This window comes from Pseudomonas sp. W22_MBD1_FP4 (assembly GCF_052113765.1).
In the GTDB taxonomy this organism is placed as follows: Bacteria; Pseudomonadota; Gammaproteobacteria; order Pseudomonadales; family Pseudomonadaceae; genus Aquipseudomonas; species Aquipseudomonas sivasensis.
In genome coordinates this window covers 23,850-37,373 of sequence record NZ_JBGQOI010000018.1, presented here as the reverse complement: position 1 = coordinate 37,373, position 13,524 = coordinate 23,850, and the positions used below count along the sequence as shown (strand labels likewise).

Sequence of the window (13,524 nt, the reverse complement as noted above, 5' to 3'; positions counted from 1 at the left end):
TTATCTGGAGGATAGGCGTCAGGGTTTGGTGACCAGCTCTTCCAGGTGATCCATCAATGTCTGCGGCTTGAGCACCAACACATCACTTTCCACAGCATCCAGCACCACCTCCGCCGTGTTGCCGATCAGTGCACCGGAAATTCCGGTGCGCGCTACGGTACCGATGATGGTCACTGCTGCCTGCCACTTGTGCGCCGCGAATGGAATCAGCACATCCGCCGGGCCTTCCTCGATATGCAGGTGCGCGTCGTCCACGTCGAACTCAGCCTGGAACGCCTGGCACTGCTCGCGGTAGCGCGCTTCGATGGTTTCCTTGAGTTGGAACGTCGGGTCCGCCGCTGACAGCATCGGCGACGGATGGGCGCTGATCACATGCAGCTGCGCCTTGGCGAGGCTGGCGATGTCGAATCCATGATCAATGATCGAATTGTGCAGCGAACGGTGCTCGCTGTCGGTATTGCCCACATCAATTGCTGCCAGGATCACCCCGCCAGCCCATGGCGTGGACGTCTTGACCAGCAACACCGGTGTCGGGCAAAAGCGCAGCAGCTTCCAGTCCGCCGGTGTCAGCAGCGCCTTCTTCAGCGGGCTGTCGGGAAAATGTTGCTTGATCACCAAACCGCAGCCCTCAGCCTGCTGCACATCAATGATGGTTTCATGCAGGCTGGCATTCCACGCCTGTTCGGTGGTCACGCTGTAGCCATCCTCCTGCAATCCCGCCTTGAGCAGGCTCAATAGCGCCGAATGCTCATGGTTTTTATCGCAGACCAGCAAGTGCAGGTGCGCGCCGGTAACCTCGGCGATCAGCTTGGCGCGCTTGAGGGCCAGGCTTTCCGAATGCTCGGGCTCGATGACCACCAGGATACTGCGGATGGCTTGCATGGTCGGGATCTCCAAAAGAGTGGGCGTGGAATAACTATAGTTGCTGCCCGGCAGCCGTCATGTTGATGCACATCAAGGCCGGTGGCTGGTGGTCTGCGGCGTGGTCGGTATAATCGCCGGCCTTTTGTGATCCTTTTGCCCGTGAGCCCGATGAACCTGCCAGAAATCCACGAATTCCTCGGTTGCCGCACCCCCGACGCCTGGGTCCAGGCCGCGTTGGCCGATCAGGAAACGCTGCTGATCGACCACAAGAACTGCGAATTCAAGGCCGCGAGCACTGCCTTGAGCCTGATCGCCAAGTATCACGGCCATGTCGACCTGATTAACATGATGTCGCGCCTGGCCCGCGAAGAACTGGTGCACCACGAACAGGTCATGCGCCTGATGAAAAAGCGCAAGATTGAACTGCGCCAGTTGCATGCCAGCCGGTATGCCTCGGGCTTGCGCAAAGTCGTGCGCAACCATGAGCCAGTGAAATTGGTGGATACGTTGGTAGTCGGGGCGTTTATCGAGGCGCGCAGTTGCGAGCGTTTCGAAGCGTTGGTGCCGCATTTGGACGAAGAACTCAGCAAGTTCTACTTCGGCCTGCTGAAAAGCGAGGCGCGGCATTTCCAGGGTTACCTGAAGCTGGCCTACCAGTATGGCGATGCAAAGGATATCGCTCAGGTAATCGAGCGGGTGAGGGCGGCCGAGCAGGAATTGATTGAGTCACCTGACGTCGAGTTTCGCTTTCACAGTGGTGTGCCGGCCTGAGGCGACGGCCATGCCGATCAGCGCGGTGATCCCGGTCAGCAGCAGGATCACCGTTTGCGTGCCCAAGGGCGCTGCCAGCACGGCAATCACCAGGCCAGCCACGGGCTGTGGCAGGTTATTGAGTAGGGTGATCATGCCGACAGTCTTGCCAAAGTCCTCTACCGGGATGACCTGCTGGCGCACGCTGCGCATATAGACGCTGTACATCTTGTCGAAGCCTATAACCAGCAGGAAGCCAAGGCTGTAAGCCCACAGGTTGGGGCTGACCGCCATGATCAGCGCGCCCACAGTGATCAGTCCGTAAGACACGCCGCCGAGGCGTTTTAACGGCAAGGTCGTGCGCGACAGGTAAAACAGAATCACGATAGTCACCAGCGCACCTGCCGCTTGCAGCAGCGCGTAGGCATCCTTGTCGGCGTTGAAATCGCCAGTGACCATGGCGGCGGAAGTGGCCAGGGTGGCGCCAATGAGCAGGTTCACGCCCACCGTCAGCGCAATCAGGCGTTTCAACCCCGGCAGGTTGCGGATATGCGCGACGGCGATGCGCAGCGGTTGCAGCCAGATATCACGGTGCTGCTGATGGGGTTGCGGGTTGACTGAGGTGTTACGTTGCCACGCGCGCATCGCCAGGTCTGCCAACACGAACAGCCCTGCAACCCCCAGCACTACCCAATGCCAGGCCCACACCTCCAGCATCAGCGCGGCCAACAACGGCCCCAGTACCAGGCCGGATTGGTCGGCGATCTGGGAGTAGGACAACGTCTTGGCATAGCTGTATTGCGCAAAGATATGCGGCATCAGCACCTCCCGGGCCATGATGCCTTGGGTGGTCAGCACCCCGCATAGCGCGGACAGCAGCACCAGCCAGTAGATACCGTCGAACATCCCGTAAAGCGCCACAGCCACCACACAGGCCAGCGCCCGGTAGACCTGGCTGATATGCAGGATACGCACGGGCGAATACTTGTCGCACACGGCGCCGCACACCGGGAAGGCCAGGAAGCGTGGCAGCGACTCGATAAAAAAGGCCAGGCCTGCCCACGACGCACTTTGGGTGGTTTGAAATACGATCAGCGGCACGATAAACAACAGGATTTGATCCGCCAGACGCGACAGGAACAGCGAAACAAAGAACGCCAGGTAATCCTTACGCATACAACTCCCTGTGATTGGCGTTAAAGAATGCAGGCTATTTGTAAAAAACTCTTAAAAACATGAAGCTTCAGGGACGCCCGTTGGCTATCTGCTTCAGTTGCCCAGCTTGCCACCTATAATGCCGCCTCTTCAATCCGCGTGCGCGCACTGAGAACGTATGGAAAACCTGGGTCAGGGTAAGGTTCTGCTTGTTGAGGACGACGAGAAGCTGGCGGGGCTGATCGCGCATTTTTTATCACAACACGGCTTCGAGCCTCGCGTGGTACACCGAGGTGATGAAGCCTTGGCGGCGTTCCTGGCGTTCAAACCGAAAATGGTCGTACTCGACCTGATGCTGCCGGGCCAGAGCGGCCTACAGGTGTGCCGCGAGATTCGCAGTGTGTCCGACACTCCCATCGTGATCCTCACCGCCAAGGAGGATGACCTGGACCATATCCTCGGACTGGAATCCGGCGCCGACGACTACGTGATCAAACCGATCAAACCGCCGGTGCTGCTGGCGCGCCTGCGTGCGCTGCAACGCCGCCAATTGCCGGAGCCTACCGTACGCGGGGCGCTGGCGTTCGGTCGGTTGGCCATCGACCGCAGTTGCCGGGTCGTCAGCCTGGGGGACGACAAGATCGACCTCACCACCATGGAGTTCGAATTGCTGTGGTTGCTGGCCAGCAACGCCGGCACCATTCTTTCCCGCGATGACATTCTCAACCGCATGCGCGGCATCGCGTTCGACGGCCTTAACCGCAGCGTCGACGTCTACATCAGCAAACTGCGTGGCAAACTCAATGACAACCCACGTGAGCCGGTGTGTATCAAGACGATCTGGGGCAAGGGGTATCTGTTCAATCCGTTTGCTTGGGAGGTCTAGATGCTGCGCTTATACATGCGCCTGTACATCATCCTCGCGCTGGGGTTGGCGGGGGCGATTTGGCTGGTCAACTACACCTTTGATGAACTGCTGCCCGAAGCCAACGAAACCTATAATCGCGAAGCCATGCGTGGCCCGGCGTACGGTCTGGTGGAGCAGTTGCGCCCGTTGCCGGCCGATGCGCGTCCGGCGCGGCTGGCCCAATTGCAGCCACATTATGGTTTGCTGCTGAAACTGGTCCAGCGTGATGAATTGGCCCTGACCCCCCGTGAACAACAATTGCTGGCGGCCGGCCACTTGGTAGTGCGTGGCGATTTCATGGAGTTCATCGCCTCGGTCGACAGCGGTCCACAACTGCTCGAAATCAAACTGCCGGCAGAGCCGAAATGGCTATACCTGTGGGCCTACAGCCTGCTGGGTCTGTGCCTGGCGGTAGTGCTGTATTTCTGGGTGCGTCCGCATTGGCGTGACTTGGAGCACATCCGTCTGGCCGCACAACGTTTTGGTGACAACGACCTCGGCTCGCGCATCCTGCTGCCGCGCCGCTCCACCGTGCGCGAGCTGGCCGGGCACTTCAATCAGATGGCCGAGCGTATCGAGAGCCTGATCGCCAACCAGCGCGAACTCACCAATGCGGTGTCCCATGAGCTGCGTACGCCAATTGCACGATTGTCGTTTGAACTCGACCAACTCAAGCAGCAGGCCGACCCGCGTCAGCGCAGCGAATTGATCGCCGATATGTACGCCGACCTGGGCGAGCTGGAGGAAATGGTCTCCGAACTGCTGACCTACGCCAGCCTGGAACGCGGCGCGACCCAGGTCACTCGCGAGCGCATCGAAGCCCATAGCTGGCTCGACAGCGTGATCGGTAGCGTGGCCCTGGAGGCGGAGGCGGCGGGCATACACTTGTCGTTGCGCACCTGCGAAGTGGACGTGATCCAGATTGAGCCGCGTTTCATGGCGCGAGCGGTGATCAACCTGCTGCGCAATGCCATCCGTTACGCCGAGCACCGTGTGGACATTTCACTGATCAAATTCGGCAACGGTTATGAAGTGCGGGTATGTGACGACGGCCCGGGTGTACCCGAGGAGAGCCGGGCGAAGATCTTCCAGCCGTTTATGCGCCTGGATGCCAGCCGTGATCGCCGTACCGGCGGCTTCGGCCTGGGCCTGGCGCTGGTGCAGCGAGTGTCCCAATGGCATGGCGGGCAGGTGCATGTGCAGGATTCGGAGCGGGGTGGGGCGTCGTTTCGGATGACGTGGGCGAATGCTGAATAACGTTTATGAACACGATGAAGGTCAAATGTGGTGGAGGGCTTGCTGTGGCTGAGCAAGCCCTTCATCACAGGGTGGGCTCGTGTCCGGCTTTAATGGTCCAGCGCACTCAACACTGCATGGGCGACTTTCACACGCTCTGCATTCGGGTAGTTCTTGTTCGCCAGAATCACCACCCCTAGTCCCTTGCTCGGCACGTAGGCCACATAGGCGCCAAAACCATTGGTGGAGCCGGTCTTGTTCACCAGCGTGTTGGCGTGGGGCGCTTGGGCAGGGGTTAGCCAGTTCACCTTGTGCGGCTCCATGGCCATTGGTGTGGAGTTGCCGTCAGTCAACGCATCGAGCGTGATGGGATAAGGGTACATTTCCCAGCCCAGCCCTTGGGTCATGCCGTCGACGGTGTAGTAGCCGGTATGAGTGATGCTGACCGCGCGTTGCACGGCGCTTTCCAGCTTCGCCGGGTTCATGTTGGCTTGCACATAACGCAGCAAGTCCGAGGCGCTGGTCTTGATGCCGTAAGCCTCACTGTCCATGGCGCCGGGGCCGACGCGCACCGGTTTGCCATCCTTGCCGTAGCCTTGTGCGTAGAGGCTCATCTGACTCGGCGGCACCTTGACGAAGGTGTGCTTGAGCCCAAGTTTGGGCAGCAGGGTTTTTTCCATCGCCTGATCGAACGGTTGCTTGAGGCTCTGCGCCGTCAGGTAGCCGAACAGGCCCAGGCTCGGGTTGGAATACAAACGCTGGGTGCCTGGGGCGAAGTCGGGCTTCCACTGCTGGAAGTAGCTGATCATGTGCTGATTGTTGTCAGCCTCCGGTGGAAATTGCAGAGGCAGGCCGCCGGCGGTGTAGGTGCCGAGGTTAAGAATGCTGATGTGATCAAACTTGCCGCCACCCAAGGCTGGCAGGTAGTCGCTGGCCGGGGCCGAAAGCTTGAGTTTGCCGGTAGCCGCCGCATAACCGGCGAGGGTGGCGGTGAAGGTTTTGCTCACCGACCCGACTTCGAACAGGGTGTTCTCGCTGACGGGCTGCCCCGTCTCCTGGGAGGCGACGCCGTAGTTGAAATAGTGCGCTTTGCCGTCCTGAACCACGCCGACCACAAGACCGGCAATGGACTGTTGCTGCATCAGCGGCTTGACACTCGCGTCCACCACCGCCTGCAGATCGGTCGCGGCCAGGCAGTGGCCGGTAGCGAAAAGGGCGGCTACCACCGTGAGATTGCGCATGCCTGAGAACATAGATAGGGGCATGAGAGTGTTTCCATGAAAGTGATCGATTAAAAAAGGCCCTCGCGGGGGAGGCAAATATAGGCAGTTCGCCTGCTCTGGGCAAACGATGAAGTCTCTTGCCTGGATATAACGGGAGAAGGCCAACGTGATAAATTTTTTAGAAACATAATGAAACATTCTCCGAGGCGCATCGCTCTACCGCTACACCTGTACTGAGTTATTCCATGAAAACACCGCGCCCCTCCGCTCGTATGCCCCACCTGACCCAACTGCGAAACCTCAAGATGGCGCGCTCGGCCCACGCTTATGTGCGCGGCAGTACCGTTCAATTCTACGAGTGGCTGCACAGCTTGCCTGGACGCCGTTTGCCCCGCGGGCCAGCGATCTGGATCTGCGGCGACTGCCACGCTGGCAACCTTGGCCCCACCGGCGACACCAAGGGGCGCATCGATATGCATATCCGCGACCTGGACCAGGCAGTGATTGGCAACCCGGCCCACGACCTGGTGCGCCTGGCCTTGTCCCTGGCGACCGCCGCGCGAGGCTCGGACCTGCCGGGGGTAACCACCGCACGCATGCTTGAAGAAATGATGGTGGGCTACGAACAAGCCTTCAAAGACAAGCCCGATGAAACGCCGCCACGCCCGTCCCAGGTCAAGGCGGGGATGCGCAACGCCGTGGCGCGCACCTGGAAGCACTTGGCCCGTGAGCGCATCGAAAGCGCCCGGCCGACTATCCCGTTAGGCAAGCATTTCTGGCCGTTGTCGCGGGCCGAAAAAAGCGCGCTGAAAGTCGTCTGCGCGTCGGACGAGATCCACCAGTTGGTCACTTCGCTCAAAGGCCGGCCCAAGGATGCCAAGGTCGAACTTTTGGATTGCGCTTATTGGGTCAAGGGCTGCAGCTCCCTTGGCTTGTTGCGCTACGCGGCCTTGCTCGGTGTTGGTGATAAGGATGATCAGGCGTATTGCCTGATCGATATCAAGGAGGCGGTCGGCGCCGCTGCACCCCGGGCCGCACGGGCGAAGATGCCGAGGGACAACGCCCGCCGGGTTGTGGAAGCTGCGCGTCAGTTGTCGCCGGGCCTTGGCGAGCGGATGGTGGCGACACGGTTTCTGGATCACGGGTTTTTTATTCGCGAACTGCTGCCTCAGGACATGAAGTTGGAGTTGGATGAGTTGAGCGAGACTGACGCGATGCACGCTGCGGGTTATTTGGCTCGGGTGGTTGGCGTTGCTCATGCCCGGCAGATGGATCGGGCGACTCGTAAGGATTGGATGGCGGTTTTGCAGGAAAACCGGTCAAGGGAGTTGGATGCGCCTTCGTGGTTGTGGACCAGCGTGGTGCAGCTGGTGGGGAGTCATGAGCAGGGGTATTTGGATCATTGCCGGCGGTATGCTTTGGAGCATTGATGTCGAGGGGGTGATGGGTTTTGCGTAGGAGAGCTGGTACATGTCTGTTTCTGCGTCAACGGCGGCCAGGGTTACGCCATTTGACTGATGGTCCCCTATCCAAATGTGGGAGGGGTCTTGCTCCCGATGGCGGCCTGACAGTCGACTCATATGTTGGTTGGGGTACATATCCATCTCTGCGGTAACGACGGCTTAGGGTTCCGCGCTTACAGCGGGCCACTTTTGGAAAGGCCGGAATGCCGGCCCAGCCAAAAGTAACCAAAAGGCCTTCGCCCCAACACTCGGTGCTTCGCCTGGAATCTGCATGCCCTCACTCCGGCTTGGATCTATGGCCCAGTGCGGCTAACCCGGCGTCCTGCCGGGTTGCCCACGGGTTCAAGCCTGCGTTCGGCCAGCGCGTCTGACGGGGCGCTTTGGATCAAGATCAAAAGCAGCAGCAACAGCCAGAGCAGCGCCAGTCATGCCAGGTATTTGTTGAACCACCCCAGCGTTCTTTCCCATGCCAGGTTGGCGGCTGCTTCGTCATAGCGTGGCGTCGAGTCATTGTGGAAGCCGTGATTGGCGCCCTTGTAGATGAACGCTTCATAGGTTGTGCCGGCCGCTTTCAAGGCTGCCTCGTAGGGCGGCCAGCCTTCGTTGATGCGTGTATCCAGCTCGCCGAAGTGCAGCATGATCGGCGCCTTGATCCGCGGTACGTCCTTGGCTTCCGGTTGGCGGCCGTAGAAGGAGACGGCTGCGCCCAGTTCGGGGTAGGCCACCGCTGCTGCGTTGGTCACGCCACCGCCGTAGCAGAAGCCGGTGATGCCGACTTTTCCGGTGCTGCTGTCGTGGTGCATCAGCCATTCGATGGCGGCGAAGAAGTCGTTCATCAGTTTGGTCGGGTCGACGGTCTGTTGCAGCGCTACGCCTTTTTCGTCATTGCCGGGGTAGCCGCCGACCGAGGTCAGGCCGTCCGGGGCCAGGGCGATGAAGCCGGCTTTGGCCAGGCGTCGGGCGACGTCTTCGATATACGGGTTCAGGCCGCGGTTTTCGTGGACCACCACCACCGCCGGCAATTTGCCCGCAGCCTTGGCCGGGCGTACCAGGTAGCCGCGTACCGTGCCGTTGCCCTTGGGTGAGGGGTAGGTGACGTAGTCGGCGACGATGTCCGGGTCGGTGAATTTCACTTGCTCGGCCAGGGCGTAGTTAGGGCTCAGGGAGGCTAGCAGGGCGGAAGCGGTCAGGCCGCCAAAAGTGAACAGCGCAGCGCGGTCGAGAAACTCACGGCGGTTGATCTTGCCGTGGGCGTAGCCGTCGTAGAGTTCCAGCAGTTCGGGGGCAAAGTCTTTCGCGGTGAGACGAGTCATCGGTGCAATCCTCGATTAGCGGTGACAGTCAATGTAGACCAGCTTCAGCCCTCGCGGCCATGGGCGGCAGCGGCCAGTTGCCCGGTGTCGACGCGCACGAACACCGAGTCGCCGATTGCCGTGAGCACGTCGCCGGCGTATACCTCGCAGACCACGCGGGTTTTTCGCGCCACGTCGCCTTCGACCCTGGCGCGCAAGGTGAGGGTGACACCCATGGGCGTGGGCTTGATGAATTTGATGCCGAGGTTGCCGGTCACGCAGTCGATGCGTGGCAGGCTGCCGGGTTCGCGTTCCTCGGTGCGGTAGTGGTAGGCCATGGCGGTCCAGTTGGAATGGCAGTCCACCAGCATGGCGATCAGGCCGCCGTAGACCAGGTCCGGCCAGCCAGTGAAGTGAGCTTCTGGCGCGTGTTGGGCGATCAAATGGATGCCGTCTGCGTCCCAGCGGCTCTTGATGTGCAGCCCGTGAGGGTTGCTGCCCCCGCAGCCGTAGCAGATTCCTTCCGGTGCGGTGATGTCTTGTAGCGCTTGCATGCAACGTCCTTATTGTTGTGGGCGACTATTCTGTTTAGCAGGACAAACGCGTGATGGGAATACATCCAGACTTTGCGGAGTGGTGCATGAAACGTGGATTTTTGCCGGTTGCGCTTGTCCTGGGCTTTATCGCCAGCGCCCAGGCGGTGGAGTACAAGGACGTCAATCACACTGCCAGCCAGATTAGTTTCACCTACGAACAACTGGGGCAGCGGATGTATGGGACGTTCAAGGAATTCGAGGGCACCTTGGCCTTTGATACGCAGGCGCCGGAGGCGGGACACGCGCTGCTCAAGATCCAGCTCACCAGCATCAGCGCCGGCAGTGACGATGCCAATGACACCCTGCAACGCGCGTCCTGGTTTGACACCGCGACCTATCCGGTCGGGGTGTATGAATCCACTGGGGTCAAGGCGCTGGGGGATAACCGCTTCAGGATCAGCGGCAACCTGACCATTAAGGGCACCACACGCCCGGTTGATGTAAAGGTGGTGCTCAAGGAGCTGGATGGCATTGGCGTGTTCGACGGCGAATTCATCCTCAATCGCGGCGATTTCAAGATCGGTGAGGGTGAATGGGCCGGCAACAGCGTGGTTTCCAACGACATCCATATCAAATTCAAGATGGTCGCACCGCAGCGTTAGCGGGCGAACTTCTTCGCACCGGCCACGCAGGCGATCACCGCCACCGTCACCAGCACCATGCCGAGACCGACCTGTTCATGCAGCAGGCCCGCCGCCAGCGCCAGGCCGAAGAACGGTTGCAGCAACTGCAACTGGCCGACGGCCGCGATGCCACCTTGAGCCAGGCCGCGATACCAGAACACAAAGCCGATCAACATGCTGAACAGCGCCACATACCCCAGGCTCAGCCAGGCTGTCAGGCTGATGCCGGCAAAGCTTGGCGGAGCAAGGAGAAGGCCTAACGGCAGCACCACCGGCAGCGACACCACCAGCGCCCAGCAGATCACCTGCCAGCCGCCCAGGCTGCGCGACAGTTTCGCGCCCTCGGCATAGCCCAAGCCGCACACCAACACCGCCAGGAGCATCAGCAAATCGCCGGCCGGTGCGGCGCTCACGCCCTGGGCGAAGGCATAACCCGTCACCAAGGCACTGCCCAGAATCGAAAACACCCAGAACACCGGTCGCGGCCGCTCGCCGCCCCGCAGTACGCCAAACACCGCCGTGGCCAGGGGGAGCAGGCCGATAAACACGATGGAATGGGCGGAGGTTACGTATTGCAGGGCCAGGGCGGTGAGCAGGGGGAAGCCGATTACCACGCCGAGGGAGACGATCAGCAGGGGCACCCATTGAGTGCGCGCGGGGCGTTTTTCCTTGAACAGCCACAGCAGAAGCAGCCCCAATGCGGCAGCGATGGCGGCGCGAATCATCGTCAGAAACACCGGATCGAATTCCATGACCGCCAAGCGCGTAGCGGGCAGTGAGCCGCTGAAAATCACCACGCCGATAAAGCCATTGATCCAACCCTGAGTGCTGTTGTCCAGGGCGTTGAGGGGAGACGTACGTTCCATGGGGGCTGTCCCGAAAAAGAGGAGTTGCGTGGTGCCCATCCTAGGATCGAGAATCAAGACAATCAAAAAATTGTCATGGATACATCGCCAATGCCCCGCGCCCGTTACAAGTCACTGGTCGACACCTTTGCCGAAGACATTCGCAGCGGAAGACTGCCCCCTGGTATGCGATTGCCTACCCATCGCCAATTGGCCGCGGATCATGGCTTGGCGCTGGTCACCGCCAGTCGGGTGTATGCCGAGCTGGAGGCCATGGGTCTGGTCAGCGGAGAAACCGGGCGCGGCACCTTCGTGCGCGAGATTGCGTTGCCGCCAGGGCAGGGCAGTGGGCAGATGACCATCGCGGCGGGCATGCTCGACCTCAACTTCAATTACCCTTCGTTGCCGGGTCAGGCGGACTTGCTGCGCACTGCGTTGCGCCAATTGGCGCTGTCCGGTGACCTCGAAGCGCTGCTGCGTTATCAGCCCCACGCCGGCCGCCTGCATGAGCGCGCCACCATTGCCCGCCACCTGCTGAGCCGAGGGCTGACGGTGCAGGCCGAGCAGGTGTTGGTGGTCAGCGGCGCCCAACATGGGTTGGCGGTGGCGATGATGGCGTTGCTCAAGCCGGGGGAGGTGATCGCGGTGGACGCGTTGACCTATTCGGGGTTCAAGGTGTTGGCAGAGACCCTGCATCTGGAAGTCGTCGCGATTCCCGTCACCGCCAGCGGCCCGGACCTGGAATATCTGCATAGCGTGTGTCGCAAGCGTCCGGTTCGCGCGGTTTACAGCATGCCGACCCTGCACAATCCGCTGGGCTGGGTGATGGGCATGGCGCAGCGCGAGCAACTGGTCGCCATCGCCCGCCAGCACAACCTGATGATCATTGAAGACGCGGCCTACGCGTTTTTAGTTGAGGACGCGCCACCGCCCCTGGCGAGCCTGGCACCGGAACGTACGGTGTATGTGGGTGGGTTGTCGAAGAGTGTCGCCACAGGGCTGCGCGTGGGATTTGTCGCGGCGCCTGTCGCGTGGATGAAGGCGTTGGAGCGCACCATCATGGCGACCACCTGGAACGTGCCCGGGGTGATGAGCGCGATTGCCGTGGCCTGGATCGAGGACGGCACCGTCGCCCACTTGGAAGCACAAAAGCGCCAGGATGCCCGGGCTCGGCAAGCCTTGGCTGCGCAGGTGTTGAAGGGGGTGGCCTACACCAGCCACCCGTCATCGTATTTTTTGTGGCTGCCCCTGGCGGAAGATGCCCGCGCCGATCAAGTCGCCATGGCCTTGCAGCGCGAGGGCGTTTCCGTGTCCACCGCTGAGCCCTTTGCCGTTTCGGCCCAGGTGCCCCATGCGCTACGCCTGGCGTTGGGGTCGGTGGACATGCCGTCGCTGCGCGAGGCGTTGCTCAAGGTGCGCAACGTGGTGGCGTGGTGAGCCACCGCTAGCCATCAGAATTTAAAGGCCTGGCGACCGATCAGCAGCCAGTGGCCTTTCTGCTTTTGCCAGACCTGGAAGTTTTCGATGTCGGTAGGCACTTCGACGCCACTGTTCACCGCCTGTGCGTGAAAGTGGTTGCGCACCAGTGCCGTGTCGCCTTGCAGAGTGATGGTTTGTTTTTGCATTTCCAGAGTCTTGAAGCCGCTGCGACCGGTCTCGATATCGGCGATGAATTCCTGTTTGTTTTGAATTTTGCCGCTGGAGTGGCCGTAGGTGAGTTGCTCGGCGGTGAGGGCCTGGAGCTGCTTGATGTCTTTGTGCAGCATGGCTTGGGTCAGGTGATCGACCGCTTGGGCTACGTCGTTGTCGGCGGGGGCTGCGGCCACGTAGCCGCTGAACAGGCACAGAAAACCGATCAGCACTTTGACGTTTTGCATGGGTGTTTCCTTATTGTTGTTGGGGTGTGCACGACAGCTATAGTCGTCGTACAACCATGCAATATTTGCCGGCCCTAAGGAAAGTAAAATTTTGAAATACCCTGACAAGATTGGTATTTGTAGGTTTTAGCTCCTTATACGATGTCCCAACACGCGGGGTGCTCGTACGCGGCAGGTTTTGGCACTTCCTGGGTGGCTGGCACATCGCTATGCTAACGCCGACCCAACACCTGCCCGAGTGACAAAATGGATTTTGACTGGCACAGCGACCCCATCACCCGCGCCACCCCGGTGACCGCACACTACAAAAACACCCAGAACGTGCGGCGCTTCATGCGTGAGCACTGCGGGCCGACCTTCAAGTTCGATCGTCCCTTCATGGCCTGGATTCGCAACGATATCCCCAAGACCCTGGGCGACGTGGTGGATGAATGGCAGCGCCTGAACCATGACAACCGCCCATGATCACCCAGGGACTGGTTGTACTGATCAACTACGGCATTCACCTGGCGTCCGGCCTGTGGTTTGCCCTCACCCCCAAATCGCTGCCAGGTGCCGCTGTGTGCTGCCGGCATTTGTCGTGAAGACAAAGCCGGTACTGAAACGATGAGGATCAAAATGTGGGAGGGGGCTTGCTCCCGATGGCGGTGGTTCAGTTGGAACAGCTTTGCCTGATACACCGCCATCGGGAGC

The 13,524-nt window shown here is 60.5% G+C and carries 15 protein-coding genes; 8 read left to right on the top strand and 7 right to left on the bottom strand.

Annotation, left to right across the window (positions count from 1 at the left end; translation table 11 throughout):
- Positions 1 to 18 precede the first annotated feature (18 nt).
- Entirely contained in the window at positions 19 to 882 is an 864-nt protein-coding gene (locus ACEN2T_RS21780) for a universal stress protein (RefSeq protein WP_032887183.1), read from the bottom strand.
- A gap of 150 nt (positions 883 to 1,032) precedes the next feature.
- Here ACEN2T_RS21780 and ACEN2T_RS21775 point away from each other — a divergent pair, with 150 nt between their 5' ends.
- Positions 1,033 to 1,635, top strand: coding sequence for a tRNA-(ms[2]io[6]A)-hydroxylase (locus ACEN2T_RS21775; RefSeq protein WP_032887182.1), 603 nt, complete (start codon positions 1,033 to 1,035; stop codon positions 1,633 to 1,635).
- Here the strand turns inward: ACEN2T_RS21775 and ACEN2T_RS21770 are convergent.
- Entirely contained in the window at positions 1,591 to 2,790 is a 1,200-nt protein-coding gene (locus ACEN2T_RS21770) for an MFS transporter (RefSeq protein ID WP_442117514.1), read from the bottom strand. The genes ACEN2T_RS21775 and ACEN2T_RS21770 overlap by 45 nt on opposite strands.
- 157 nt (positions 2,791 to 2,947) lie before the next feature.
- Between ACEN2T_RS21770 and ACEN2T_RS21765 the strand changes: the two genes are divergently transcribed.
- Entirely contained in the window at positions 2,948 to 3,655 is a 708-nt protein-coding gene (locus ACEN2T_RS21765; protein ID WP_095184596.1) for a winged helix-turn-helix domain-containing protein, read from the top strand.
- On the top strand, positions 3,656 to 4,933 hold the full coding sequence (locus ACEN2T_RS21760; protein WP_032887179.1) for an ATP-binding protein: 1,278 nt from the start codon (positions 3,656 to 3,658) through the stop codon (positions 4,931 to 4,933). It abuts the gene before it with no gap.
- An 89-nt stretch (positions 4,934 to 5,022) separates the two neighbouring features.
- Here ACEN2T_RS21760 and ampC read toward each other — a convergent pair whose 3' ends face one another.
- Positions 5,023 to 6,177: a class C beta-lactamase gene (ampC, locus tag ACEN2T_RS21755; RefSeq protein WP_442117513.1), complete on the bottom strand. Its 1,155-nt coding sequence runs from the start codon at positions 6,175 to 6,177 to the stop codon at positions 5,023 to 5,025.
- A 203-nt stretch (positions 6,178 to 6,380) separates the two neighbouring features.
- On the opposite strand from ampC, the gene ACEN2T_RS21750 reads away from it, so the two are divergent.
- Entirely contained in the window at positions 6,381 to 7,565 is a 1,185-nt protein-coding gene (locus ACEN2T_RS21750) for a DUF2252 family protein (protein WP_032887177.1), read from the top strand.
- Between the two features lie 458 nt (positions 7,566 to 8,023).
- On the opposite strand, the gene yghX is transcribed toward ACEN2T_RS21750, so the two are convergent.
- Both yghX and ACEN2T_RS21740 read right to left on the bottom strand, forming a co-directional pair.
- A complete protein-coding gene (yghX, locus tag ACEN2T_RS21745) occupies positions 8,024 to 8,911 on the bottom strand; it encodes a YghX family hydrolase (RefSeq protein ID WP_032887176.1) in 888 nt (295 codons plus the stop codon).
- A gap of 44 nt (positions 8,912 to 8,955) precedes the next feature.
- On the bottom strand, positions 8,956 to 9,444 hold the full coding sequence (locus ACEN2T_RS21740; protein WP_442117512.1) for a PaaI family thioesterase: 489 nt from the start codon (positions 9,442 to 9,444) through the stop codon (positions 8,956 to 8,958).
- A gap of 86 nt (positions 9,445 to 9,530) precedes the next feature.
- Here ACEN2T_RS21740 and ACEN2T_RS21735 point away from each other — a divergent pair, with 86 nt between their 5' ends.
- A complete protein-coding gene (locus tag ACEN2T_RS21735; RefSeq protein WP_032887173.1) occupies positions 9,531 to 10,088 on the top strand; it encodes a YceI family protein in 558 nt (185 codons plus the stop codon).
- On the opposite strand, the gene ACEN2T_RS21730 is transcribed toward ACEN2T_RS21735, so the two are convergent.
- Complete coding sequence (locus ACEN2T_RS21730; RefSeq protein WP_442117511.1) at positions 10,085 to 10,975, bottom strand: DMT family transporter; 891 nt, start codon at positions 10,973 to 10,975, stop codon at positions 10,085 to 10,087. The genes ACEN2T_RS21735 and ACEN2T_RS21730 overlap by 4 nt on opposite strands.
- A 90-nt stretch (positions 10,976 to 11,065) precedes the next feature.
- Between ACEN2T_RS21730 and ACEN2T_RS21725 the strand changes: the two genes are divergently transcribed.
- A complete protein-coding gene (locus ACEN2T_RS21725) occupies positions 11,066 to 12,391 on the top strand; it encodes an aminotransferase-like domain-containing protein (RefSeq protein WP_442117510.1) in 1,326 nt (441 codons plus the stop codon).
- 14 nt (positions 12,392 to 12,405) lie between these two features.
- Here ACEN2T_RS21725 and ACEN2T_RS21720 read toward each other — a convergent pair whose 3' ends face one another.
- Complete coding sequence (locus tag ACEN2T_RS21720) at positions 12,406 to 12,831, bottom strand: nuclear transport factor 2 family protein (protein ID WP_032887170.1); 426 nt, start codon at positions 12,829 to 12,831, stop codon at positions 12,406 to 12,408.
- A 246-nt stretch (positions 12,832 to 13,077) separates the two neighbouring features.
- Here ACEN2T_RS21720 and ACEN2T_RS21715 point away from each other — a divergent pair, with 246 nt between their 5' ends.
- Both ACEN2T_RS21715 and ACEN2T_RS21710 read left to right on the top strand, forming a co-directional pair.
- Positions 13,078 to 13,296, top strand: coding sequence for a DUF6434 domain-containing protein (locus ACEN2T_RS21715; protein ID WP_032887169.1), 219 nt, complete (start codon positions 13,078 to 13,080; stop codon positions 13,294 to 13,296).
- Positions 13,293 to 13,415 (top strand): hypothetical protein, encoded by a 123-nt coding sequence (locus ACEN2T_RS21710; protein ID WP_442117509.1) that lies wholly within the window; start codon positions 13,293 to 13,295, stop codon positions 13,413 to 13,415. Before ACEN2T_RS21715 ends, ACEN2T_RS21710 begins: the two co-directional genes overlap by 4 nt.
- The last annotated feature ends 109 nt before the right edge of the window (positions 13,416 to 13,524 follow it).